We start from the raw sequence: 23,883 nt of genomic DNA, 5'->3' as shown, positions 1-23,883 counted from the left end.
GTCGTTTGCGGTTCGGATCGTAGGGGGCGCCGGATCGGCCAAAACGTGAGAAAGGCCGGATTGGCACAGAGTCAGGCGGACACGGGGTGTAGTCATCGCAGCAAACGACCCACAAACGACCCCTGTGCGGTGCTGCAACGAGAGCGGGAAATCGTCACTGTGTAGGGGCGCCTGCCGCCGGTAGGGCGAGTTCCGGTTCCGCTGACCGATCTGAGAGCACCCGATCAGTTCTAACCATGTTGACAGTTGACAGATGTCTCATTCGAGAGGGCTGTACAGGCGCATGAGTGGCTATTTCACCACGGAATTCCATGAACGTCTCAGGGCGCAGGTCCGCGCATTCGCCGAGGCCGAAGTCCGCCCTCGGATCCCCGAGATGGAGGCATCCAAGGCCGTCCAGCACGAGCTGTCCCAGTTGATCGCCTGGCAGGGCTGGCTGGGCGTCACCATCGATCCCATGTACGGCGGCATGGGAGCCGGCCATGTCGCGAAGACCATCATCATCGAGGAACTGGCCCGGGTCAGCGGTGCCATGGGTGCCATGGTGCAGGCATCCCAGCTCGGTGTCGCGAAGATCATTCACTTCGGCAACGACACCCAGAAGAAGACCTGGCTCCCCGAGATCGCGGCCGGCGCCTGCCTGCCGACCATCGCCGTGACGGAGACCGGCTCGGGCGGTCATGTCCTCGGCATGGAGGCCACCGCCCACCGCGACGGTGACGACTACGTACTCAACGGCGCCAAGGTGTTCGTCGGCAATTCACACGTCGGCGATCTGCACGGTGTCGTCGTGCGCACCGGACCGGGCAGCAAGGGCCTCTCCGCCTTCCTGGTGGAGTCGGACCGCCCCGGCTTCTCGCTGGCCCCGCACCGGCCCGCCATGGGCCTGCACGGCTTCTCGTTCGGTGAGCTGATCTTCGACAACTGCCGGGTGCCCGCGGCCAATCTGCTGGGCAACGAGGGCGACGGGCTCCCCGTCGCGTACTCCTCCAGCATCCTCTACGGCCGTGCCAACCTCACCGCCGTCGCCCTCGGCATCCACCGGGCGATCCTGGAGGAGACGATCGCGTTCGCGAGCTCACGCCAGCGTTACGGCGCGCCCCTCGCCGAACTCCCCACCATCAAGCAGAAGCTGGGGAAGATGCAGTCGGCGTTCATGACCGCCCGGCTGACGGCGTATCACGCCGTGCACCTGCTGGACCAAGGGCTGCCGTGCGACGCCGAGTTGATGAACGCCAAACTCGTCAACGTCGAGTCGGCGATGGACTCCGCCCGTGCCGCCATGGAGATCCACGCGGGCATCGGCCTCTCCGCCGACCTGCCCATCGAGCGCTTCACGCGCGACGCGTTCCACATCTTCGCACCGGCCGGCACGTCCGACATCCAGCTCCAGCGGCTGGCCGAGACGGCGCTGGGCACCTCGAAGGGCGACTGGTCACGACGACTGGCCGCCCACGCCGGAGCGGGGGCGGCTGTCACCGTCTGAGATTGTGATCCGTTGAAGCTCTAACTCGCCGGCCGGAGCCGGCTGTTGCCGGCCGTTGTACGTCGAAGTGCCGTGAGGCCCGCATTCCGGTGCGGGCCTCCGCCGCTTTCCGGCGCCGGCCTCCATCCGTCCCGCACGCGTTCTAGCGCGGGCCTCCACCGGTGCGCTGGTAGATCATGCGCATCAGCTCGTCGCGGCTCTCCTTGATGAGCTGGAGCGTGTCGCGGCCCGTCTCCTTGCCGCGCGGGTCCGTACCCACGAAGCAGACCGTGCCCAGCACCGTGTCCGTACGCTCGTCAATGAGCGGAGCGCCCGCGTACGTACGGATACCGATCAGGTCCACCACCTCGTTCGAGGCGAACCGCGGATACGCGTACACGTCCGGAAGCACCAGCGCCTTACGGCGGTTGAGGACGTCCGGGCAGTACCCGTGGTCACGGGACATGATCCGGCTCACCTCGGGCGCGGCGTTCGCGCCCGCCTCGCCCGACGGAGCCGCCGCCGCGCCCGGCGTGTGCAGACCGGCGAAGAACTGGTGGCCGGTGATGAAGTTGACCATCGCGTACGGCGCGCCCGCCGCCTGCGCCAGCTGCGTCGCGAAGGCGTCGAACTGCGCGTCGGGCATGTCACCCAGACCCAGCTCACGCAGCCGGGCCTCGCGCTGCGCCAGTTCCATGTCGGGCGCGGGCAGATGCAGTCCCGCTTCGGTGTCGTACGTCATGAGGTGGCTCCCAAGTCGCTGGAGTGCTGAAGGGGGGGTGCGGCGGGCGGGGCCTGGACGGCCCGCTCCCGCGCGCGGCGGAGCGAGACCGCGTGCGCGTACGAGACGAGTGAGACCAGTACGTGCTTGGCCGACGCCGGATCGCGTGCGTCGCAGAGCAACACCGGTACGTCAGCCCTGAGTTCGAGCGCCTCGCGGACCTCTTCCGAGCTGTAGCGGTAGGCGTCGTCGGCGTCGAACTCGTTGACGGCGACGACGAAGGGCACGTCGCGGCTCTCGAAGTACTCGACGGCGGCGAAACAGTCCAGCAGCCGGCGGGTGTCGGCCAGGACGACGGCCCCGATGGCACCCAGCGACAGATCGTCCCAGGTGAACCAGAACCGCTGCTGTCCCGGAGTGCCGAACAGAAGCAGCACCATGTTCTGCTTCTGGAGGGTGATACGGCCGAAGTCCAGGGCGACCGTGGTGGTCGCCTTGTTCTCGATGCCCTCCAGCCGGTCGGTGCCCGTCCCGCTGCTCGCGGAGGTCAGTGTCTCCTCGGTCGACAGCGGCTTGATCTCGCTGACCGCGCCGATCATGGTGGTCTTGCCGACGCCGAAGCCGCCGCCGACCACGATTTTCAAGGCGATGGGATCGTCAGACGACATAGGTTCGTAGCCCCTCAAGCACTGCCTCCAGCAGATTCGGATCTTTCGGGTCGGCCGTTCTCGTGGGCATCGCCATGATCAGTGCCCCCGCGTCCAGCAGGTCGGAGAGCAGGATCTTGGCCACCTGGACCGGCTGGCCCAGCGTGGCGGCGACCTCCGCGACCGACCGTGCCTCACCGCGGCAGAGCGCGAGACAGTGGGCCGCCTCCGGGCTGAGGTAGCCCTCCGGCGCCGTGGCGCGTGCCTTGAGGAGCGACGACAGACTCATCTCGTTCGTGGGCCGGGTTCGCCCACCCGTCAGGGCGTAAGGACGGACCTCGTGCTCGTCGTCGTCCACCCAGGGGGTGCCGTCTAAAGCCGCCATGTCAGTGCACCCGGTCGTCGGCGGAGGGCTGGCGGAGCCGCGGCGGTGTACTCAGGTGCTCGGGCACGCTCTTGACCAGCTGCCCCATCTCGAAACCGACGGCGCCGAGGTCCGCGCTGTCGGATGCCAGTACACCCAGTACCGCCCCGGGGCCGGCCATGGACACGAAGAGCAGCCCGTTGTCGTGTTCGACCACCACCTGCCTGACCCTGCCGTCGGCCGGACCCTTGATGTCACGGACGCCGCCGGCCAGGGAGCACAGCGCGGTGCTGATCGCGCTCAGCTTGTCCGCCGAGTCGATGCTCAGACCGTACGAGTGCTTGCGCACTCCGTCACTGGAAGCCAGGACGGCGCCCTCCGTACCGGGGACGCGCCTGATGAAATCAGCCATCAACCAGTCCAGATCGGGCTGCTGGGCCGAAAAAACTTCGTTTGGCAAGAGAGTGACTCCGTAAGTGGTTGGGCGACCGCCGAAGGCAGCGTCAGCTCGTCTGGTCGGAGGGCCCCTGGGGGCCGTCTTCCGAACTGGCGAGCCTGATGCCGGAGGCGAAACGAGCCATCAGATCCGGATTCGGTGCGACGACCTCTCGGTCGGCGTCGGCGAGCCGCGGGAACTCAGGTCCGCGGTACGTCTCGCTCCGCCGGGGCAAGGTGGGCCGACGGCCGGGGGGAGTGTTGGCGTCGCTGGGGGGTGAGGCCTGGGTGGATCGGGGGACCTCGGGGGGTGTGACGTCGGCAGAGCCGGTGGTGGAGCGGCCGGCACTGGATTGGCCGGAGTTCGGGTGGGCGGTGGCGGAGGGCCGGCCGCCACCGGTGTGTCCGGAGCCGTACGGGGACTCTCCGTGGACGCCGTTGAGGGTGCCGGGGGTGTGGGCACCCCCGTGGCCGCCGGTGCCGTTGGTGCCGCCCGTCTGGCCGTTGCTCGCGCTGTAGGGGGCGGGTTTCCGCTGGGGGAGCGGGACTTCGCCGTTGGAGCCGGGGCCGGCCGTCGCCGTCGCCGCCGCGGCGACGTGGGCCGAGGGCGAGCCGATGCGGCGTACGGACGGCGTCTCGCCGTGCGTGCCGCGACCGCCGCGCGAGCTGCGGGAGCCGGCCTCGGCGGGCAGCGGGCTGCGGTGGTCGGAGGACGAACCGTACGACGGCTGGGGGGCCTGGTACGGCGAGTCCTGGGACGCCTGCTGGGGTATGTACGCGGTGTGCGCGGGCGTCTGCGGTGACGCCTGCTGTGCGGCGGGTTGTTGGTGCGACCAGGCGGCGCCCGACGAGGGCTCGTGCGACGGCTCCGTACGCTGCGCGTGCTCGGCGGCCTGGTCGGGCTGCCGGCGCTGCTCGTGGTCCGTCTCACGCTGCACGGGCTGCGGGGGAGCCGCGTCGAGGAGCGCGTTCGGCAGTACGACGACGGCCTGGGTGCCGCCGTATATGTTGCGGCGCAGCGCGACCTCGATGTCGTGTCTGCGCGCGATCTGCGCGACCACGAACAGCCCGATCCGGCCGTCCTCCAGCTGCTCGCGGATGTCGAACTGGTCCGGCCTGGTGAGCAGCCGGTTCATCCGGTCCAGCTTCTCGGGCGCCATCGGCAGCCCGCGGTCGTCGATCTCGATCGCGAGACCCGCCGGTACGCGCTCGGCGCGCAGCGTCACCTGGGTCTCCGGGGCGGAGAACCGGGCGGCGTTCTCGACGAGTTCGGCCAGCAGGTGGATGACCTCGGCCGCGGCGTACCCGGGCAGCGTGCCCTCGGGCGGCTGGATCACACGTACACGGGCGTACTGCTCGATCTCGGCGACACCCTGGCGCAGCACGGTCGGCAGCGGGACGGGCTTGTTGATACGGCGGGGGACCGCACCGCCCATCACGGCCAGGCTCTCCACCTGGCGGCGGAACTGGGTGACGAGGTGGTCGACGCCGAACAGACCGCCGAGCAGGTCCGGGTCCTCGACCTCGCTCTCCAGGTCGTCCAGCCGGGCCAGCGCGCGGTTGACCAGCGCGTGCAGACGCTGGGCGATGTTGACGAACACGTCCACCTGCTGGCGCGCGCCCGCCTCGGCGACGGCGGCCAGCGCCTGGTGCTGGGCGAGCCGCAGGGTCTGTTCGAGATCCGCGAACGGGTTGCCCTGGCTGACGGCGTGGGGCGCCGGCTCCATGAGCTGGGGCCGCTCGCCACGGCTGATCTGCTCCAGCAGCTGGGCGATGCTCTTCTGCCCCTCCGCCGTCACGGCCTCGAAGCGCTCGACCCACTGGCGGGCGGAGGTGGCGTTGGTGACCCGCTGCTCGTGTACGGCCGTGGAGATGGCCGTGGCCTTACGGGTGGTGGCGACCAAGGTGCCCACACCGATGACGGCGGCGGCGCCGGCGGCGGACCAGGTCGCCACGGCGTTCCCGACGAAGTACCAGGTGGACCACGTGCCGGCGGCCAGCACCGAGACCGTGGTCACCGGCGTCACGACGAGAAGACGGATCCGCGAACGGAGTCCCTTCTCGGTGGCCAGATTGCGCTTGGCCTTGGCGGGGACCTGGGTGGCGTTCCCGGTGTTCCCGGTGTTCCGAGCGGAACGTCCGCGCCGCCGGCCGCTGCGGCGGTCGGCGGGGGCGGCGTGCGGGGAGAGTTCAGGCATAAATGTCCTCGGTACGACGGGGACCGGCGGATGAAGGTGAAGGGGCCGCGATTCCGTGCCGGCTTCGGGCTCCGGTTGGGGCACCGGGCGCGTGTGCCGGACGTCGCAGGCCGGACGGGACTTCGAAGACGCCCCCTGGCTCACTGTCCCGTCCGCCGCCCTCGGGAGCTGCCGCGTCAGCCGGCCGGTACATCCGGGCCGGCGACGCGAGCCTGAGGGAGCGGACCATGGGGATAAGGAGCCTTCACAGACGGGCAGTTGGACGGGACAGGCACATGCCAGCGTCATTAAGAGCCATAACAAGCTTGGTATGTATGCGCGTTCGCCGCCACGGGCGGAAGGGATCGTTCAGCGGTCGCTTCATCCCAGGGGCTTCACAATGTGAAGCAGGCAAAAGCGGCCATTGGTGCGAACACCAAGACGCCGTCGGCAGGGCACGACGACGATGCGACCGCCAAACGATCGATTTCGCGGGTCGCGTCGATCGGTGTGGGGGCCGCGTTCGCACGGAACTTGAGGTGGGACTGAGGAAGAATCACTCAAACCGTGCATCGCAATCCTCCACTCAACTCTGCCCAACGGCAAGGCACTTCAATCATGCTTGACCTCCACAACGCGGAGAATTCGTGATTCCCGCCGGGTGAATCGGTCAGCGGCGCTTGGTTTGTGGGGGGTTGGGTGTGATGGGGGTCACCGGTGGTGTCGGGGGCGGAGGCGACCCCGGGGCGAGCCGGTCGCGGGTCCGGGCCGCCCTCGCCCCGTTCACCTCCGCCCGCCCGGCCCCGGCCTACTTCGGGTCGAGTTCGCCCACGAAGCGCAGGACCTCGTCCAGCTGGTCCATGCTCAGCAGCCGGCTGCGCGGCCGGAGCATCCCGGAACTCCCGTACGCGCCCAACTCCTGGCAACGCCGCAGCAGCCAGGGCCAGTCGATCGCCAAATAGTCTGCCAGGGCACGCAATCGGTGTGCGGAGGTGGGTCCGTCGATCACGCTGTGTGCGCGTGCATGGTCGATCGCCTGGGTGTACGTACGGACCTGGGACCGCTGATCCGTAATGCCGACACGCCAAATCCCGTCCGAACGCAGCCAGTTGGCCACGATCACCCGGTCGTCGGGTGCCAGGACGAACTCATCTATCTGCGAGTACTCCTCCTCGGCGCAGACCCACACCGCCAGCCCGTGCATCTCCATCAGGGCGACGGCGAGGAACAGCAGGATGCGCTCGTACGGCTCGCTCTCCTTGACGGACCTCTCCGGAATGCAGAAGGCATGGCCGGGCCGCTGCGACGTGTCGGTCCGCCGGGCCATCGCACGGGCGAGGTGCTCGTGCTTGTGCCGGAAGAACAGCCATCCCGCGCCCTCCTCGCCCGTCTGCTCACGTGTCCAGAAGAAGGGCGGTTCGGTCACGTCGCCGAGGTGCCGCTCGATGTGCAGCGTGCAGAAGTACGAGCCCAGCCAGGCGGCTCCCACACGGGACAGCTCGGGCACGGCCGAACGCGCCACGGCCGAGCGGGGCATCGCTAAATGGCTCTCCAGCTCCCGCCGTTCACTGTCGAGAATGTGGTCGTCCGCGAGGAGGCTGTCCTCCAGGTTGAGCATCGCCCACACGATCCCGAAGGTCAGATCGTCCAGCCGGTACGGCTTCGGAATCGGCAGGGTCCCGCGCGGATCGGCGTCCAACTGGTAGCGCGCGCGGGCGGAATCGAGCACGAACAGCCCCTCGCCGCCGCTCCCGCCGAGGGAGGCGATCAGCAGGGCCCGGCGCGCGGGCTGAACGAACGCGCGCAGATGGGGATTCTCCTCAACCGCGATCGCCACGACGTCGTCCTGCGACGTCGCTTCGTACATCTGGGCGGGCACCGCCGTACCGTCGAAGATCCGCAGACCGTCCAGATACCAGAGCCCGCCGGTGCCGGCCGCCGCCTCCGACGGGGAGAGCGAGGAGCTGGACCACAGGGCGTCCATCGAGCGGGCGGTGGCGAGCGACGAACCGTGCGGCAGCCGGGCGGGGACCACCTCGCGGCTGGGCACCCGCTGGAGCAGCAGGTCCACCTCGACGCCGAGCATGTACGCGAGGACGGTGGCCGCGTCGCCCTGGGGGGACTGCGTTCCGGCCAGCCAGCGCTTGAAGGTGATCCGGGAGACGGAGACGTTGCCGACGCGGCTGTTGCCGTACTCCTTGGCGGCCCGGCGGGCGGCGAGGCTGAACTGCACGTCGAATACGGCGAACTTGGCCCAGTTCAGCCGTTCGAGCAGGACTCGCAGGAGGGTCGGCGGGCGCTGTTCGGGGTGGCCGGGGGCCCGGTCGGCGGTTCGGCCGGCCGGTTGCGCGACCGGCTGCGCGACCGGTTGCGTGGCGGGCTGCGCGACCGGTTGCGTGGCCGGCCGTGGGACATCTTCCCCGGCCCGCGCATCGACCGCTCTCTCGGCTGTGTTCTCGACCGGGTACTCGTCGCGCTCGTTCTCGTCAGGGGTCACCGGCCGCGCCCCCCTCGGGAAACCGGAGCGGTACGGTCGGACAGTCGAAGCGGAAATGCCATCCAGCTGACTCATCCTCACGGTGTCGTACGCACGGTCACGAATGCCAAATCTGGCGTCACAGCAGACACATGATCACTCCGAGTCCGCACCCCTGTCCAGCAGAACCCTGGGCAGAGCATCCACGGATAGTCAACACCCCTCACTCATAGCGCTGTTGGGCGCCCAAGCCCCCTTGAGCGCCACGGCCGGCCGGGCCCCGACCCGGGCCAACGATTCCGTTTCAGGCCTGCTTCCGCGTGAACTGCGCCGGAAGATCCGGCTCCGGACCGATGCGCAGCATGAACAAACAGCGGGGAGGAAGGCAGAGATCCCCAGTATCAGCACGTTGTGCACACCGAACCTGCCCATCAGTGCACCGAGTCGGGCGGGTAGCGGCATGAGCGCCGTGTGTCACCGCCGATGCCGATATTGACCGTCACCGGATTCCGGTTACGGAAGATCCCCGGCTCGGCCGACGGCCCCCGCATATCCGCTCGACCATGAGGACCCCGGCCGGCAGGAGGACAGAAAGGACGAAACGCGCGGGCGGGTCAGAAGCCCGCCGCCGTGTGAGCGGCCGGGGTCATATGGTCCGTGAACCAGGCACCGGCCAGTTCGGTGACTCTCTCCAGGGCGCCGGTCTCCTCGAAGAGATGAGTGGCGCCGGAAACGAGCGCGAGCCGGTTCTCGCAGTGCAGCCGATGCTGGGCCGTGCGATTGAGATCGATCACCCCGAGGTCGTCGCCACCGACGATCAGCAGCGTGGGCGCGGTCACCTCGGCCAGCCGGGGGCCGGCCAGATCGGGCCTGCCGCCCCGGGAGACCACGGCGGCGATACGGGCGTCCGGCTCGGCGGCCGACCACAGCGCGGCGGCGGCACCGGTGCTGGCGCCGAAGTACCCCACGGCCAGCCCCTCGCACGCGGGCTGTTCGCGCAGCCAGCCGGTGGCGCCGGTGAGCCGCCGGGCCAGCAGCCCGGTGTCGAAGACGTTGGCCCGGTCCGCCTCTTCCTCCTCGGTGAGCAGGTCGAACAGCAGGGTGCCAAGGCCGGCCCGGTTCAGGCCGTCCGCGACGAAACGGTTGCGCGGGCTGTGTCGGCTGCTGCCGCTGCCGTGCGCGAACACGACGACCCCGGCCGCGCCCGCGGGCACCGTCAACCGCCCGCGCAGCGTCGCCCCGCCGACCGGTATGTACGCCTCCCGCTCCTCGTCGACGGCCGGGCCCGACCGAGTCCGGCCGCCGCTCGCCGGGCGGCCGGCGGCCTCTTCCAGGCAGGCGACCACCTCGTCGTCCTCGGTCTGGGCGAAGTCGGTGTAGAACTGTCCGATCGCGTAGAAGTCGTGGGGGGTGTACGGAGAGACGAGTTCGTCGGCGTCACCGCCCATCCGCTCGGTCCAGTTCCACGGCGCCACGGGGACGGCCAGCACGATCCGTGCCGCTCCCCGGGCGCGGGCGATCCGGCAGGCCGCGCGCGCCGTCGATCCTGTGGCCACCCCGTCGTCGACCACCACCACCGTGCGCCCCTCCTGGCTGATCGGCGCGCGTCCGCCCCGGTACCGGCGGGCGCGGCTCTCCAGCACCTCCCGCTCACGCGCCTCGACCCGGGCCAGCTCCTCCTCGGTAACGCCCGTCATGCGCGCCACCTCGTCGTTGATCACGCGGACGCCGCCCTCGCCGATCGCCCCCATCGCCAGCTCCGAATGGAACGGCACGCCCAGCTTGCGTACCAGACAGACGTCCAGGGGCGCGTCCAGTGCCTCGGCCACGGCCGCGGCGACCGGCACCCCTCCGCGGGGGAGACCCAGCACCACGACCCCGGCGCCCCTGAGGTGTCTCAGCGAACCGGCCAGCTGCTGGCCGGCATCCTGGCGATCCATGAACAACACGGCTCGACCTCCTTGCCCCGAGAGGAACGCGAAACGAGCGGTGCGCCTAATGCCCTGTACATCCATTATTGGTCATCCGGAGCGGGGATGCGCGCCGCCGGCTCGGTCGTACGCCTCTGGTCCGTACATGCCGACGGGCCGGTGCGATCGCACCCGCCCCTCGGGTGGTTCGGGTGTCAGTGGTGCCTGGCGCGCCGCTGACGGCTGACGAGGACGACTGCCGCACCCGCCCCGAGCAGCAGGGCGACGAGGGCGAGGGCCTCTCTCAGGTCGGACACACCGGTGCTCGCGAGTGAACCACCCGGTTTCCGGTCGCCGGCCGGGGCCGGGGTGTTGGGCGCCGGGTCCGCCGGGTCTGTCGGGGGTGCCGGTGACGGTGCCGGTGGCTCGGTTGTCGGCGGCGTGGTTGTCGGCGGTGCCTCCTTCGGAATGTACACACCGGCGTCGATCGTGTGATCGACCCCTCCTGGCTTCGCCGGCGCGGTGACCGGGGCGTACCCGTTGCACAGCCGGCCATCGGTCGGCGGGGTCACATTGGAGTCGTGAACCCGGTCGTCACCGGCCCGCGGCAGGGTGAACCGCAGGTCGTCGGCGGCCGGCCGGCCCGGCACCTCGCCGGTGTCCGCCGTGCACACATCGAACTGCACGGTGTACTTGGCGCCCGGAGTCAGCTCGTACTCCGCTCCGGCACCACCGAAGTAGTACTCACCGGCGGCATCGGTCGTGGTCGTGGCGACCTGCTTGCCGTCGGCGTCCAGCAGGTTGATCGTCGCGTCCGGCAGCAGCACGTGCCCGGCGTCCTGGACGCCGTTGTGGTCGCCGTCGAACCACACCACGTTGCCGATCTGGATCGGTGCGTTCGCCGCGGCGTACGCGATGTCGCCGAGGCCGCCGGCCTTGCCGAACCCGTTCTGGTTCGGACCGACGAACTGGTAGGCGTTGTTGGCCGGATCGTTGCCGGGGCCGAGGCCCGTGGCGATGTCGTAGTAGCCGGTTCCGCTGGTGATGACCTGGCCGGTCGGGTCCATCTGCGTGCTGACGACCCACTGCTGCTGCGGGATGTAGGCGACCGATCCCAGGGAGGACTCCTGGTGCGGACCGGGTTGGGTCGCGGAGCCGCCGTTCGGGAAGTAGTCACCGGGGAAGTACTCGACGACGCCGCTGGGCTGGACCCCGTCCAGGGTCGGGTCCGTGGCGTGGTCGGCGCAGTTTCCGGTGCCTTCCCACTCGTACCCGCCGGTGGGCGTGGCGCAGGCCATGTTGATGTCGCCGCCGGACATGCCGTTCTGCGGGGTGTCGTTGCCCGGCCTCGGGTCCAGCCCGCCCCAGCTCACGACATCCATGAACCGGTCACGGAAGCCGAGGATCAGCGAGCCGTCGCGGGCGAAGGCCAGACTGGCCAGCTCCGGCTGCGGATCGATCATCGGGCCGTCCACGTTGCGGTCGTCCCACTCCGCCAGGTCCGTGTTCCACGGGTTCCAGTGCTTGACCTGGTCGTAGTTGGACTTGCCGGTGAGCACGCTCCCGCGCTCGAAGGTCAGCGGCTGGGACAGCACGGTGGTGAACTTCTCGCCGTCATAGGTGGCGACGACGGCTTTCAGGTCCGCGCGTTCCTGTGTGCTCTCCGCGCTGCACACGCCCCCGACGTACAGGGTGTTGTTGTGGGTGGCCACGCTGAACGGGCGCCAGTCGCCGGCCGACGCACAGCCCGGATCGGGGATCGGCACGGTCGCCTTGGGCGCCGATGCCGTGGGCCTGGTCGCGTCGAAGCTGACGAGGCTGCGGGTGAGCAGGTTCACCGCGTACAGGGTCGAGCCGTCTTCCGACAGGTCCAGGCTGCCGATGCTCTCCTTGCCCGGTGCGTCGGTGAACCCGGCGTCCTTGATCAGGTTGCCGGTGTCGTGCGGCGTCTCCGTGGCGCCCGGCACCTTCGCGAACAGCTTCGGGGCGCCCCCGCCGTCGGACGGCACGGTGTAGATCGCGTCACCGCCGTCAGGGCCGTACTCGGTGTACCGCCGGGCGAACGCCGACTGGAAGAGCTGCTCGCGGTGCTTGTCGTAGGCCAGCCCGTAAGTCGTGCCCACCTGGTCCTGGGTGCTGAGCACCTCCGGGCACGGCTTCTGGTCCGGACAGTTGCCCCGGACGTCCGTCCCGAACGCCACCAGCGCCCGGGTGTCCGTCCCGCCGGCGCCGCTCTGGATCGGCACGAAATAGCGGGAGTCGGGCAGTGCGTAGTCGGCCGGGTCCCAGACCCCGGTGACCACCGAGTCGTCCTTGCCGTCCGAGACGTCCACGTACGTGGTGAAGCTGTCGAAGTGGTTCGGCGCGGTCGAGGCGGGCGCCGCCCGCAGATAGTCGCTGTACGGTGCCGGGACGGTGACATCGACGCGGTACCGGCCGCCGGTCAGCTCGTTCGACGGCGGCACGACGACCTTTCCGGTGGCATCCGTGACACCGGTGACGTGATGGCCGGCGGGGTCGGCGACATCGACCTTCATGCCCCGCTGCGGCACGTCCATCGCCGAGTTGATCACGCCGGTGCCGAAGAAGTCCCGCAGTACTTGGACGGTCAGGGTGCCGTCGGAGGCAGCGGCGCTGGCCTGCCCGGCACCGGTCAAGATCGTGCCTGTGCCGCCCACCAGTAAGAGGCCGGACAGCCCCAACCGCACCATTCCACGTAAGGGCATGGCACTCCTTTGCTCAGTCATTCAGTCCGACGCCGACGCCAACTCGGCAAATTCCGAGCCGAGTTTACAAGTTACGGAACGTCATGTTCGGCAAACGCAGAGTTTGCTCGTGCCTCGGCGAAGACCTGTTACAGTCGCGCCGCGTGCGGAGGATTCGAACGCGGAGTGACAGAACGCGGAGCATCGACATCAAGCGGGGCCTCAAGGGGCGCGAGGCAGGCCGGCGGCGCCGGTGGCCAAAGTCGCGCTGGGTGGCAGCCGCCGCCCTCGGCATCACGGCTGCCGCCGTCACCGCCTTCGTCCTCCTCGGCGACAGCGGTGGCCCCACCGCCCCACGGGCGTTGACCTCGGACGAGGCGAACCGGCTGGCGGTCACGCGGTTCCTCAACTACCAGGCGGGGGGCCGGGCGGTGACGATCACCGTGCCGAACGCCACCGGTGGACTGGTGATCACCGGGTCCGTCGACTACCGCACCCACACCGGTTACGGGGTGGTGCGCGGGACCGGGCGCGACACGTCCAGCGACGGGCTGATCCAGTGGACGTCCACCACCGTCCTCGTCCACCCCATGACGGACCCCCCGAAGGCCGCACCGGCGTCACCGCCCGCGTCCGGCTGGCACAGCCGTCCGCTGCGGACGTCCGGCATGGCTCTGGACACCTCGCTGGGCATCGCGCTCGGCCTCGGCAGCGACCGGCCGGAGAACGCCGCGCTGCTGCCGCAGAACGGCGCGGCGTGGGTCGGACGGGACAAGGTGCACGGCCGTCGGACGGACATCATGAACGGGCCGGACGCCAATACGAAGGCTGGCTCGTCCGACAAGGCCGGTACCTCACAGACCGTGCGCTACTGGATCGGCTCGGACGGCACCATGCACCGGGTCCGGGTCGGCATCGCCTCCGAGTCGCGGCCGGTGGTCTTCGACTTCGACAACCGGACGTACGTCCCCGTCAAGCCGGTACCCGGCCTGACACCGGCGCCGTAGCGGCCCCTCGGTTGTAGCCGCCGCTCAGCCGTAGCCGCCCCTCACGAGGTCCGCACCCGCGCACGGGCGGCGAGCAGCGACTCGGACGGCAGCGCGATGTCCGCGATGTCCGGCAGCGCCGGAACGTCCGGCACTACGGTGGCGCCTGTGGTGGTGGCACGCGGGAACTCCGGCTGCGGGCCGGGCGCGGCCACGTCGGTGAACGGGATGCCCGCGGGCCCCTTCGGATTCGGCCAACTGCCGTAGGGCGTACGGGACGTGGCGGGAACCGGGCAGGACGCGCTGTCCACGAGCCCTGCGGGCACGGTCCTTCGAAGCGCGTTCCCTCGCAGGCAGTTGCCCTGTCCGCGGGTGGCGGTGGGGAACGTCCAGCCGACGTCGACGCCGTTGGCGGTGAAGGTGTTGTCCGTGATCCTGTTGCGGTCCGCCGTCAGGTCGGCCGTCGCGGTGATCACGAGCCCGGCGTTGGTGTTGCCGGTGATCCGGTTGCGGATGAACTGGTTGTCGCTGCCGCCGTCGACGCCGATACCGATGCCCCAGCCGCCGTCGGCCTGTTCGGGGGTCCGCGCGTGCTGATTGTCCGCGATCAGGTTGCCGGCGACGACGGCGTCGCGCTGCGGGAGCAGTTTCTCCTGGTGGTCGGAGCTGGTGGTCAGTCCGACGCGGTTGCCGACCAGACGATTGCCGGTCACATACATCTCGCCGCTGGCGTTGGTGCCTTCGTAACCGACCGCGTTGAGTTCGGAGACGTTGTCCCGTACGACGATCCGACACGGCTTGCACTGGCCCACATAGATCCCCGAGTCCGCCCCGCCCGATGTGTGGGAGTCCTCGATGACACCGTTCTGCGCGGAGAACGCGTAGATGCCGTACAGACCGTTGCGGGTCGCGGTCACATGCGAGACCAGGAACGACTTCAGGAGCTTGACGGGTTCATCGCCGGTGTCGTAACCGCCGCTGCCCGGCAGCCCGGCGACCGCCGCCGCCGAACCGGTGACCAGCACCCCGTTCTGCGTGTTGCTCCGTACGGTCAGGTTCTCCACGGCCACGCCGGGCGCGGTGACGACCACCCCGTTCGGCCGCCGCAGCTGACCGTCGATGACCACCTTGGCCCGGGACTCGCCCCGCAGCGTGACGCGGGCCGTGTCGACTTTCACCGACTCGCGGTACACACCCGGAGCCACCAGCACCAGGTCACCGGGCTGGGCCAGGGACACCCCGGCCGAGATCGTCGGGGCGTCGCCGGGCACACGGATCGTCACTCGCGCACCGTCCGGCCGTCGGCCCTTGTCCGATCCGTCGTCGTCGCCACCGCTGCTACAGCCGGCCAGCAGAGTCTGTGCGCCCAGTAACGCCGCCATCACGCGAAGTGCTGATCGAGACATGATCCCAGTCTGGCACGACGGTGAATTCCCTGCCGGAACAAGGCGGTTGACCGGCGGACGCGAGGCGGGTGTGGCACTGTGCACATCATGGACCGCGCCGATCGCCCCCCGTCACGCCGCGCGTTCCTCGATGTCACCGGTGCCACGGTGGCCGCCGGTCTCGTCACCGCCGGGTGCTCATGGGACTCCGCCGAGCAGCCGGGTCGGCCCGCCCCTTCCGCGGCGGCCGTGTCCAAGGCGGTTCCGGCTACGGGCCGACATCAGGCGGGCGTCACGCTTCCCCGGTCGGCCCAGCGCAACCTGCTGGCCGTGGTGGCCGACCTTGGCGACGCGGTGTCGCCCGGCCCGTTACTGGCCGACCTCGGCGAGACCATCCGCACCCTCACCGCCGGGTCCGACCCGCGGCTGCTGGGCCTGTCTCCGGGTGACCTGACCGTGACTGTCGGCGTGGGTCCGCGGCTGGTTCGGACGGCGGGTGCCGCACTGCCCGGCGCGGTCGACCTTCCGCGCTTCTCCCGCGAGCGGATCGCTCCGCGGGCACGCGGCGGTGATCTGCTGTTACAGATCTGCGCCGACGACCCACTGCTCCTGCCGGTCACCGCCGCCGCGCTCCTGGACCAGGCCGGCGACCGCGTCCGCGAGCGGTGGCGGCAGTCCGGACGCCGCGGTACGGACGTGCCGGTCGCCAAGGGCCGCACCGCACCGCGCAACCTGCTCGGTTTCATCGACGGCATCGTGGGCCCGCACACGAACGCCGAGCGGGAACGCGACCTGTGGCTGTCCGGGCCCCGCGCGGTCGCCGGCGGCACCCTGGCGGTACTGCGTCGCATGGAACTCGACCTGACACGCTTCGCCGCCCTACCTGTCGCCGAGCAGGAGGCGGTCTTCGGACGCCGCCGGTCCAGCGGCGTACCCCTCTCCGGCGGCACGGTCGCCTCCGGCCCGGAACTGGGCGCCAAGACACCGGACGGGCGCTACCTCGTCCCCGTGGACGCCCACGTACGCAGGGCGAACCCCACCGCGGTAGGCGTCGGCCACATGCTCCGCCGCTCCTACAGCACCGACGAGCCGGCCCCCGGCCTGCTCTTCATCAGCTTCCAGAACGACCTGCGCACCTTCACCTCCACACTCACCCGCATGGACACCTCCGACGCCCTGCTCCCCTTCACCACCACGACGGCGAGCGCGACTTTCCTGATCCTCCCCGGCTTCACCGAACAACACCCACTAGGTTCCGCCCTGTTCACCTGACCCGCCCACGCCTTCCGCACACGCAAACGGCCCCGGACGAGAAGTCCGAGGCCGAGTGAAGCCCTTCCTGGGGTGGAAACCCCAGGCCAGAGAGGTAATACGGTGTGCCCCCGGCAGGATTCGAACCTGCGACACCCGCTTTAGGAGAGCGGCGCTATCCAGTAGGGGCGCACTTCCTAAACCGCCTCTGACCTGTTGCGATACCCCCGGCGGTTCCCGTTCCTGTCTTCCATGTAGATCAACTGGGAGCTGGATGGGAGCCGATCTTGGTTCTCGGGGTGTTTGACCAGGTCAACGCGTCCCCACAGGGTCGTCAGCCCGAGATTGCGCATCGCGCGCCCGAAGATCTCTTCCAGCCCATCGAGGCGTTCCTGCCGCATCTCCGGCGTCGGATGCTGGTACACGCCCTTGATGCCCGGCCGCTTATGGCCGGCCTGCTCGAACGCCAGCGAGGCCCTGACGCCGATCTGGTCCTGATACGAGTCTGCGGTGTGCCGCAGCGAACGCATCGTCATGCCCGGCGCCAGCGGTGCCCACGCCGCACGCGCAGACACGCCCTGCCGCTGCTCCCGCTCCTTCCGACCGTCCGCCGCCGGCCTCAAGACCTTCGTCCAGTTCGGTCGGCGCCACCACTTTCCGTTCACCGTGCTGAGCGGGAACTCATACGGCCAGTCGGCGAGGTGATAAGCCCAGAGCCGGGCGAGGAAAGGCGGGAGATCCAGATCGCGAACTCGCCATGCTGTCTTGACCGGTTCGAGCTGGAGGACAGTGCCGCGCTTCTTACCGTTCTCGTCGCGTTCCCGGTACTCCGATACCTCCTGCACCACACGCAGAACCGGGCATTCGAACCAGCCATTTCCCCAGCGCTGCTTACGCGTCAGCAGAGCATTGTCTTTATGAAGTCCCTGGCCCTCGCCCCAATTAATTCCCGTGACCCCCGCCGTGAGTATGTGCAGCCCATTCGCCGGGCCAAGACGGTTGGCCACCATAAGGATTTGCTCCGGCGTATGCGCGCGATCCTCTTCGCTTGTCCGAGGCACCACGACGGTAGGAGTGTGGACTACTGCCGTTGTGCGACGGCGCCCGTATAGCGGATTCACTTTCAGATAACGCGCATCGACCGCAGCCGTGAGCAGCGTCGACAAGAACGAAACTGTGTGTCCCTTGGTGACATCGTCGTACGGCAGCGTCATCTGCCACGAGTCGACATCGAACCAGCTGAGGCCTATCAGCGGGGTGTGCTCCCACTTCGGCAGGATCCGTTCTTCCAGGTGTTCCCACCGCTTATCCGCAGTCCGGCCCCGCTTCGGCCGCTCGGCCATGAACTTCCGGGCCCACACCCCGAGATGCGTGCGCATCAAGTCGGGGTCGATCCAGGTGCCGGCCCGGATCTCCGCCTCCTGGTCCTCGCCCCAGTCCTCAGCGGCCGACTTGAGGCGGAACCCCGGCTCCGAGCCGAGCGTGCCGTCAGGCTTTCTGTACCGCGACCTCCACGGCCGCTTGCCGGTGCCGCGCTTCTCGGCATAGGCCATCGGGTACCTCCGGTCAGCCGTGGCCCCTGCGCTGCTGTGCGGCGCGGGCACGCACGGCGTCGATGATCTCGATCCGATCCGACACCGAGAGATCTAGCGCCCAGACCGCCGCTTCCTTGGGGTCGTTCATGTCGGCGTACGGCGGCGCAAACGCTGGCCCCGTCGACTCGGCCGGTTCGAGGGGCGTGCCGTCTCGGTAAGCCGCGCTGATCGTGCCGGTCTTGAGCTGGAGAGCCCGCTCCCACAGCGCTCGTTTGCCGCGGCTGATGGTGGAGCGGCTGTTCTCGGCAGAGCTGATGCTCGTGACTGTGACGCCCACCAGGGACGCGAGTCCGCCCTGGGTCAGGTCCAGCGCTTCACGCCGCGCCTTGAGCTGTTCGCCGACGGGCATGGGGGTGTCCGGTGTCGGGCTCATGCGCAGACAGTTCCACAGCTTCTCTAAGAGGTCTACAAATTCGCTGTAAGAACAGTAGCGCAGAGAGGGCGCACAGGGGCGCATGAGACGTGCACAGCAGGATCTATTACACGTCACTTGTATAAGTCTTACACGTGTGCTTGTATCGAGCCATGCCACTCAGAAGCGATGGGGTGGAACTCCGCCGACGCCGTGAACTCCGGGGCCTGACTGCTACGGAGTTCGCCAAGAAGGCGGGCTACACCCTCACCCACGTAAGCCAGGTCGAACTCGGCAACAGCAACGCAGGGCCCCGCTACCTGCTGGCGGCGGCCAAGATCCTCGACTGCGAGATTGAAGAGATCACGGACGGCGCTATGCCGATCCGACCCCGAGTGGGGAGCGCGGCAGCGGCGGGTGCGGCGTGACTACGCCGTCTCTCGTCGGCATAGCGGGGCTGCCGCCGCTGCGCGATGACGTGCTCTATGACGCCGAGCAGGCGGGCCTCTACATCGGCCGTACTGCGATCTGGATGCAGCGTGCAGCTCGCGCGGACCAGATTCCCGCCCGTCGGGTCGGCCGCGTCTGGAAGTGGAGCGCCGCGAACATCCGTTCGATCGTCGCGGGTGAGCACGTCCCTCAGCGCCGTAAGCGCGCCCGCAGTTCCGCCTGATCCACCACGTAAGAGGGGCCGCCCGGTTGCGACCCGGAACGGCCCCGGCCCACCGAAAACCTCAGCGAAAGAGGCGAGCCATATGCCTGAGACTACCGATTCCCGTGCGGTGCCGGTGCCACCGGCGGCCGCGCTCCTGTCCCAGATGGAGCCCACCCCGACCGCCGTTCACCGAGTGCCGTCGGCCGAGCTGGACCAGCTCCGTAACGACAACACGGCGCTGGATGCCTTCCGCCAGGCTGTGATCGACCTGTGCGCCGGGCGCCCCGACACGCACCTGATGACCGTGGCCGAGCTGCGCGGCGCCGTGGGCGCTCCGCCCACCGCCTACGCCCTCCCGGTCACCTGGCCCGGGGACGTGATCGGTCCGGTCGGGAGCGGCCCGCGTGCGCGGACCATCCTTCCCCTCGCCACCAGCCACGGCACCCCCGCGATGCTGTCGCTCTCGGACGACGAGCGGGCACGCCTGGCCGGACGCCTGGCGGCGACCCTCCACCCGGCCGAGCCCTGCACCACCCCACGGTGCGGGGAGTCCGAGGGCGAGCTGGACCACTACGTCGACGACGACGCCCCGGCCAAGCTGGGCTGGATCGCCGTCCGCGTCTGCGGCGGGAGCGGTCCGATCCGCTGGTGGTGCTCTCCGGCCTGTGCGAACAGCGCGATCACGGCGGCCGGCGCGGACATCGCGGCCGCCGAGCGTACGGCCGCCGCCGTGCCGGTCCGGCCCGTGGCCGACCCTGGCCTGTGGCCGTCGGGTGCCGCGCCCGTGTATTACACGGACCGCATCACCGGCGGGGCTCTGACCCGGATGATGGCGACCGCCGCGGCGGCGGTCACGGCCGACGAGCCGATCCCGTACGACCTCGATGACCGGTTCGGGGATGGCGCCTCGGAGGAGTACGTCAGCCAGCTGGGCGAGGCCGCGGACGCGGCGGCCGCCGACGAGCGCGGCGACGTCGACGACGCTGCGGGCGGTGTGCGGTGACGACTGCTCTGGATACGTACCTGGGCTGGGACCTGCTCCAGCACGCCGACGGGTGCAAGCGCCCGAGCTGGGTGGTCGACATCAAGATGACCAACCAGTACGCCTCGCGCTCGTACTACCGAGACGAGGAGAAGCACTCGTGCCCGAACGAGGACTGCGGTCACCGCAGCTCGTTCGAGGAGACGACGGTCCGGGTCGTGTGCGGTTCCTGCAAGACGGCGTACGTGATCCGTGGCGAGGACGTCCGCCACCGCTCCGAGCCCCTGCGGCACCTCCGGTACGGGCTGCCGCCGCGCAAGCTGGCCGGGCTGTACCTGTGGCCGGCGCGTCCGTTCCTCGACTACGACCGCGTGGGGAGTGACGAGCCGGACGACTTCGTGGTGACCACGGCGAAGGTCGACCGGGTCACCGCCGCCGACGTCGTCGGAGTGATCCAGCAGGGGCGGGGCAAGCGCGGCGGCACCCTGTGGGCCGCCCTCGCGGTCCCGGACCCCAAGGGCCAGTACGGGCTCAGCTACACCGGCGTGAAGTTCGCCGCAGCTACGGATGCCCCGCGTACGGTCGCGGCGGCCGCGAAGTGGGTCGCCGCCCGTCTCGCCGACGCCCGGGGTGGTGAGGGCGCGTGAGCGCGACCACCAGCCCGCGCGCGGGCGCGCTGGCCGAGCAGCGTCACCTCCTGGACCCGCTGGACCGGATGATGCGGGCGCTGGCTCCGGGCGCCGAGAAGACCACCCCCGTTGGGGACTGCGGTCACTCGGCCACCGTGGCGCCGGCACTGGGGCGCGACGTGATCCGGGCGATCGCCCGTGACGGTCTGGTCCTGCCGCGTGCCCCGTACCCGGGGCAGAAGTGGCGGCCGACGACGTCGGCCGAGCGCCACTTGCTGGGCGAGGGTCGGCGGCTGGGCAGGAACTGTGAGCGGCTGCTGGCCGAGCTGGGGCGCATGCGGGAACAGCAGGCGGCGCGCCGGCGGCGCGCCGCGACCGAGGACCGTCCGGCCGGGGCGGCGGCGTTCCGTGAGTGTCTGACGGACTGCGACCTGGAGGCCCTGGCCGCCGCCGCGCTGGGTGAGACGGAGAGGCAGACGGCCGCGCGTCTGGGGCTGACGCTGTCTGCGGTGAAGGGCCGCCGCGAGTCAGCGGCCCACCGCGTCGGCGCCTCCACGTTCGCGCGGGCGCTCGTGATCGCCACGGCTGCCGGCGTCATCAGCCCCGGGGGTGCGTCGTGATCGCGCTGCTCCTGGTCCTCGTCGTCGCCGCTGTGGGGTGGGCCACCGTCTCGGGTGCTGATCCGGCGTGGGTGCTCGGCATCACCACGGTCCTCGCGGTCGCCGGCGTCGCCGCGATGGCGTGGATGGAGCTGGTCGATGAGCACCGCGACCGGGGCCGGGTGACGCAGGACGGACGCCCCGCCGCCCGTGTGCCGGAGCGCCTGAGCCTGACCCGGGCCCTGGCCTGGTGGCTGGCCGGCCGGTTGTGGTCCTCCGCCCGTACGCCCGCCCGCCCGGCGCCGGACCCGCTGGTCCGGCCTGAGGCGCCACCTTCCTGGGCGGTCACCCAGACCGCACCACACCACCATCGTGGGGACACACCACCGTGAGCGACACGTTCGACCTGATCGACGCCCTGTTCTCCTGGCTCGGGCTCTGGCTCGCCGTCACTCTCCTGATGGGCGTGGCCATGCAGCTGATCGCTCTGTGCGCGCTGGCCGTCGGGATCGGCCGTCGTACCGCCGGCATGGTCCGTACGGCGCGGGAGCTCCGCCGCGATCGCCTCGCGGCCGAGGCGGAGGCCTCCGACGACGGGGGCGAGTGGGCCATCGTCTCGCCGCCGGGCCAGTAACACGCCCGGCACCGACCCCCGGCGGGCGGGAGACCTCCGTGCCCCCGCCCGCCGGTGACAGACCGGCGGTCCGCCCGCCCACTTCCCCCCGGGGCGCCCCCGGGGCGGGCCGCCACCCCTTCCACGCACCCATCCCCTTTGAGGAGTTCATCCCGTGCGTCGTGACGTACAGCTCGGCATCATCACCTCGACCCTGACCAAGCTCATTCCCGGGGCCGTACCCGCGCACCTGTCGGTGTCGATCACCGAGCGCCTGCCCTCCGGCTATCCGGAGGGTGCCAAGCACACCTGGACCGGCGACGTCGACACTGTGGCGGAGCGGATCTTCACCGCCCTCTACGGCCGCCCCACCGCCCCGGGTGTCACGCCGCTGGCCGCGATCACTGAGGTCCTGCGCCGCCCGGTCGAGACGGCGGCCACCGCCGATTTCATCACCGGCGTCGACATCCGCCAGTGGGACCCCGATGCGACCGGCACGCCGAAGCCCTGGGCGATGCGGGCCGACACGCTCGCCCGTCTCGTCCACGACCGGCTGTTCGGCGCCCCGGGCACCGCGTCCGCGGAGTCGAGCCCGCTCGCCCGGGCCGAGGATGCCAAGCGCCGGCGCGACATCGGCGGTGAGATCGGCGCCCTCAGGAGCGGGGAGCGGGCGCTGAAGACGGCGCCCTGGTACCCCTCCCGCGCGGGGGACCTGGTCCACGTCCACTACGAGGGCATCGGTGACATCCGTGCGTGGGGTGAGACGTACGTGGTGGAGCCGGAGCCCGGGTTCGCCGACAGCCTGCGTCTGCGCCTGCTCCACCACACCGCGAAGGGCGACGCCGCCACGATGGCCGGCGTCTGGGCGACCAACAGCGGAGACCCGGACCCGCTGTTCGACATGTGGTTCGAGGCAGGCCCGGCCCGCATCACGGTCGTCCGTGACGGCCGCGTGATGCACCCCGTCCCCGCCGTACCCGGCCCGTGAACCCGGGCCGCCGCCGAGGGTGCGGAGTGGTGACCGGCCCGCACGCCTACGTCTACCCGCAGCCGTACCCCTGCGGCTGGCGCTGCCCCCTCCACACACCGAACGCGCTCGCCGGGCGGCCCGAGGCGCCGCCCGGCCCCGGCTGGCCCATCCACCGAATCGAACGTCTGACCGAAAGGGCTTCCGATGGAGTCCACGAACACGCCTGAGCCCGCATCCCGGCCGTCGCCGCGGCTGATGGCCGCACGCCCGCCGCGCCCCGGGCACACCGGGCTCCCGGCATCCGTCGCGCCGGCCCCGCCGGTCCGTGCGGCGCTGCGCCACGACCGCCCCGCCGTCCGGCCCGGCGGGTGGGACCGGGGCCGGTACGAACAGGCGCTGCGGCACAGCCAGTTGTCGCCGCCGGTCCGGCTCCTCGCCTGGACGCTGGCCCATTACGCGGCGAGGTCGAACGGGACCATCCCGCGTGATGACGTTCCCGGGACTCACCGCCTGGCCAAGGCCACCGGCCTCACGGAGCTGTCGGCCCGCAACAGCCTGCTGGTCCTGGAACGCGAAGGGTGGGTAACCCGCCAGGCGCCCCCTGAGGGGCAGGCCGGGCCGCCGCCGATGCAGCTCACGATCCCGGCCGGCACGCACCTGCCCCGCTGCCCCCGCCCCGGGCCCCACACCGGCGGCCACGACCACCACGCGCCATGACGGGCCATCAGTTATCGATCCTCCCCGGCGACGACGACGGCCAGGAGCCCGAGCCCCGGGCCGAGACCCGCCGCCGCTTCGGCCCGCCCAAGGTGCCCGTGACTCCGATCGCCACGTCCGGCCGGACCGAGTACACCGCGTCCTGCCCGCGCTGCTCCGCCGTCCACCGTCACACCCGCCCCGGCCCGCGTCAGGGGCCGTGCGGCGCCCGCTACACCGTCCCCGAGCACGACGAGACCGAGTAGGAGA

General features: G+C 70.4%; 24 protein-coding genes and 1 tRNA gene. 13 read left to right on the top strand and 12 right to left on the bottom strand.

The window, feature by feature from the left end; genetic code table 11:
• Window positions 1-283 precede the first annotated feature (283 nt).
• The gene (locus ACFWV8_RS11965) at window positions 284-1,486 is read left to right on the top strand and encodes an acyl-CoA dehydrogenase family protein (RefSeq protein WP_384200097.1); all 1,203 of its coding nucleotides are present in this window, start codon (window positions 284-286) and stop codon (window positions 1,484-1,486) included.
• A gap of 142 nt (window positions 1,487-1,628) precedes the next feature.
• Here ACFWV8_RS11965 and ACFWV8_RS11960 read toward each other — a convergent pair whose 3' ends face one another.
• The 8 genes from ACFWV8_RS11960 to ACFWV8_RS11925 all read right to left on the bottom strand — a co-directional run bounded on the left by ACFWV8_RS11960 (window position 1,629) and on the right by ACFWV8_RS11925 (window position 12,921).
• Window positions 1,629-2,207: a GAF domain-containing protein gene (locus ACFWV8_RS11960; RefSeq protein WP_384200095.1), complete on the bottom strand. Its 579-nt coding sequence runs from the start codon at window positions 2,205-2,207 to the stop codon at window positions 1,629-1,631.
• Window positions 2,204-2,854 carry an ATP/GTP-binding protein gene (locus ACFWV8_RS11955; RefSeq protein WP_329386409.1) on the bottom strand — a complete coding sequence of 217 codons (651 nt, stop codon included), beginning with the start codon at window positions 2,852-2,854 and terminating at the stop codon, window positions 2,204-2,206. Before ACFWV8_RS11955 ends, ACFWV8_RS11960 begins: the two co-directional genes overlap by 4 nt.
• Window positions 2,844-3,218 carry a DUF742 domain-containing protein gene (locus tag ACFWV8_RS11950; protein ID WP_189109796.1) on the bottom strand — a complete coding sequence of 125 codons (375 nt, stop codon included), beginning with the start codon at window positions 3,216-3,218 and terminating at the stop codon, window positions 2,844-2,846. The genes ACFWV8_RS11955 and ACFWV8_RS11950 overlap by 11 nt, the downstream gene beginning before the upstream one ends.
• Window position 3,219: 1 nt before the next feature.
• Complete coding sequence (locus ACFWV8_RS11945; protein ID WP_329386411.1) at window positions 3,220-3,609, bottom strand: roadblock/LC7 domain-containing protein; 390 nt, start codon at window positions 3,607-3,609, stop codon at window positions 3,220-3,222.
• Between the two features lie 91 nt (window positions 3,610-3,700).
• On the bottom strand, window positions 3,701-5,830 hold the full coding sequence (locus tag ACFWV8_RS11940) for an ATP-binding protein (protein ID WP_384200093.1): 2,130 nt from the start codon (window positions 5,828-5,830) through the stop codon (window positions 3,701-3,703).
• A 787-nt stretch (window positions 5,831-6,617) separates the two neighbouring features.
• Window positions 6,618-8,306: a PT domain-containing protein gene (locus ACFWV8_RS11935; protein WP_384200091.1), complete on the bottom strand. Its 1,689-nt coding sequence runs from the start codon at window positions 8,304-8,306 to the stop codon at window positions 6,618-6,620.
• A gap of 593 nt (window positions 8,307-8,899) precedes the next feature.
• Entirely contained in the window at window positions 8,900-10,234 is a 1,335-nt protein-coding gene (locus tag ACFWV8_RS11930; protein ID WP_384200089.1) for a phosphoribosyltransferase family protein, read from the bottom strand.
• Between the two features lie 176 nt (window positions 10,235-10,410).
• Window positions 10,411-12,921 (bottom strand): SdrD B-like domain-containing protein, encoded by a 2,511-nt coding sequence (locus tag ACFWV8_RS11925; protein WP_384200087.1) that lies wholly within the window; start codon window positions 12,919-12,921, stop codon window positions 10,411-10,413.
• 251 nt (window positions 12,922-13,172) lie between these two features.
• Here ACFWV8_RS11925 and ACFWV8_RS11920 point away from each other — a divergent pair, with 251 nt between their 5' ends.
• Window positions 13,173-13,907 (top strand): hypothetical protein, encoded by a 735-nt coding sequence (locus tag ACFWV8_RS11920; protein WP_384200085.1) that lies wholly within the window; start codon window positions 13,173-13,175, stop codon window positions 13,905-13,907.
• A gap of 41 nt (window positions 13,908-13,948) precedes the next feature.
• On the opposite strand, the gene ACFWV8_RS11915 is transcribed toward ACFWV8_RS11920, so the two are convergent.
• Window positions 13,949-15,292: a nitrous oxide reductase family maturation protein NosD gene (locus ACFWV8_RS11915; RefSeq protein ID WP_384200083.1), complete on the bottom strand. Its 1,344-nt coding sequence runs from the start codon at window positions 15,290-15,292 to the stop codon at window positions 13,949-13,951.
• An 87-nt stretch (window positions 15,293-15,379) separates the two neighbouring features.
• Between ACFWV8_RS11915 and ACFWV8_RS11910 the strand changes: the two genes are divergently transcribed.
• On the top strand, window positions 15,380-16,543 hold the full coding sequence (locus ACFWV8_RS11910) for a Dyp-type peroxidase (protein WP_384200081.1): 1,164 nt from the start codon (window positions 15,380-15,382) through the stop codon (window positions 16,541-16,543).
• Between the two features lie 105 nt (window positions 16,544-16,648).
• Here ACFWV8_RS11910 and ACFWV8_RS11905 read toward each other — a convergent pair.
• From ACFWV8_RS11905 to ACFWV8_RS11895, 3 genes are all read right to left on the bottom strand, one after another.
• Window positions 16,649-16,712 (bottom strand) — tRNA-Ser (locus tag ACFWV8_RS11905).
• A gap of 7 nt (window positions 16,713-16,719) precedes the next feature.
• Complete coding sequence (locus ACFWV8_RS11900; RefSeq protein WP_384200079.1) at window positions 16,720-18,075, bottom strand: hypothetical protein; 1,356 nt, start codon at window positions 18,073-18,075, stop codon at window positions 16,720-16,722.
• 13 nt (window positions 18,076-18,088) lie between these two features.
• Window positions 18,089-18,490 (bottom strand): helix-turn-helix transcriptional regulator, encoded by a 402-nt coding sequence (locus ACFWV8_RS11895; RefSeq protein ID WP_384200077.1) that lies wholly within the window; start codon window positions 18,488-18,490, stop codon window positions 18,089-18,091.
• 152 nt (window positions 18,491-18,642) lie between these two features.
• Between ACFWV8_RS11895 and ACFWV8_RS11890 the strand changes: the two genes are divergently transcribed.
• From ACFWV8_RS11890 to ACFWV8_RS11845, 10 genes are all read left to right on the top strand, one after another.
• Window positions 18,643-18,897, top strand: coding sequence for a helix-turn-helix domain-containing protein (locus ACFWV8_RS11890; RefSeq protein ID WP_384200075.1), 255 nt, complete (start codon window positions 18,643-18,645; stop codon window positions 18,895-18,897).
• Window positions 18,894-19,142 carry a hypothetical protein gene (locus ACFWV8_RS11885; RefSeq protein WP_384200073.1) on the top strand — a complete coding sequence of 83 codons (249 nt, stop codon included), beginning with the start codon at window positions 18,894-18,896 and terminating at the stop codon, window positions 19,140-19,142. The genes ACFWV8_RS11890 and ACFWV8_RS11885 overlap by 4 nt, the downstream gene beginning before the upstream one ends.
• 82 nt (window positions 19,143-19,224) lie before the next feature.
• Window positions 19,225-20,127: a hypothetical protein gene (locus ACFWV8_RS11880; RefSeq protein ID WP_384200071.1), complete on the top strand. Its 903-nt coding sequence runs from the start codon at window positions 19,225-19,227 to the stop codon at window positions 20,125-20,127.
• Window positions 20,124-20,753, top strand: coding sequence for a hypothetical protein (locus ACFWV8_RS11875; protein ID WP_384200069.1), 630 nt, complete (start codon window positions 20,124-20,126; stop codon window positions 20,751-20,753). Before ACFWV8_RS11880 ends, ACFWV8_RS11875 begins: the two co-directional genes overlap by 4 nt.
• The gene (locus ACFWV8_RS11870) at window positions 20,750-21,355 is read left to right on the top strand and encodes a hypothetical protein (RefSeq protein WP_384200067.1); all 606 of its coding nucleotides are present in this window, start codon (window positions 20,750-20,752) and stop codon (window positions 21,353-21,355) included. Before ACFWV8_RS11875 ends, ACFWV8_RS11870 begins: the two co-directional genes overlap by 4 nt.
• On the top strand, window positions 21,352-21,726 hold the full coding sequence (locus ACFWV8_RS11865) for a hypothetical protein (RefSeq protein WP_384200066.1): 375 nt from the start codon (window positions 21,352-21,354) through the stop codon (window positions 21,724-21,726). The genes ACFWV8_RS11870 and ACFWV8_RS11865 overlap by 4 nt, the downstream gene beginning before the upstream one ends.
• A complete protein-coding gene (locus tag ACFWV8_RS11860; protein ID WP_384200064.1) occupies window positions 21,723-21,968 on the top strand; it encodes a hypothetical protein in 246 nt (81 codons plus the stop codon). The genes ACFWV8_RS11865 and ACFWV8_RS11860 overlap by 4 nt, the downstream gene beginning before the upstream one ends.
• A gap of 154 nt (window positions 21,969-22,122) precedes the next feature.
• Window positions 22,123-22,935: a hypothetical protein gene (locus ACFWV8_RS11855; RefSeq protein WP_384200062.1), complete on the top strand. Its 813-nt coding sequence runs from the start codon at window positions 22,123-22,125 to the stop codon at window positions 22,933-22,935.
• Between the two features lie 186 nt (window positions 22,936-23,121).
• Entirely contained in the window at window positions 23,122-23,634 is a 513-nt protein-coding gene (locus tag ACFWV8_RS11850; protein WP_384200060.1) for a hypothetical protein, read from the top strand.
• On the top strand, window positions 23,631-23,879 hold the full coding sequence (locus tag ACFWV8_RS11845) for a hypothetical protein (RefSeq protein ID WP_384200058.1): 249 nt from the start codon (window positions 23,631-23,633) through the stop codon (window positions 23,877-23,879). Before ACFWV8_RS11850 ends, ACFWV8_RS11845 begins: the two co-directional genes overlap by 4 nt.
• Window positions 23,880-23,883 lie beyond the last annotated feature (4 nt).

This window comes from Streptomyces sp. NPDC058665 (genome assembly GCF_042714995.1).
Lineage (GTDB): Bacteria > Actinomycetota > Actinomycetes > Streptomycetales > Streptomycetaceae > Streptomyces.
Note: the sequence above shows the minus strand (reverse complement) of the source record. Positions and strands in the feature narration are given on the sequence as shown.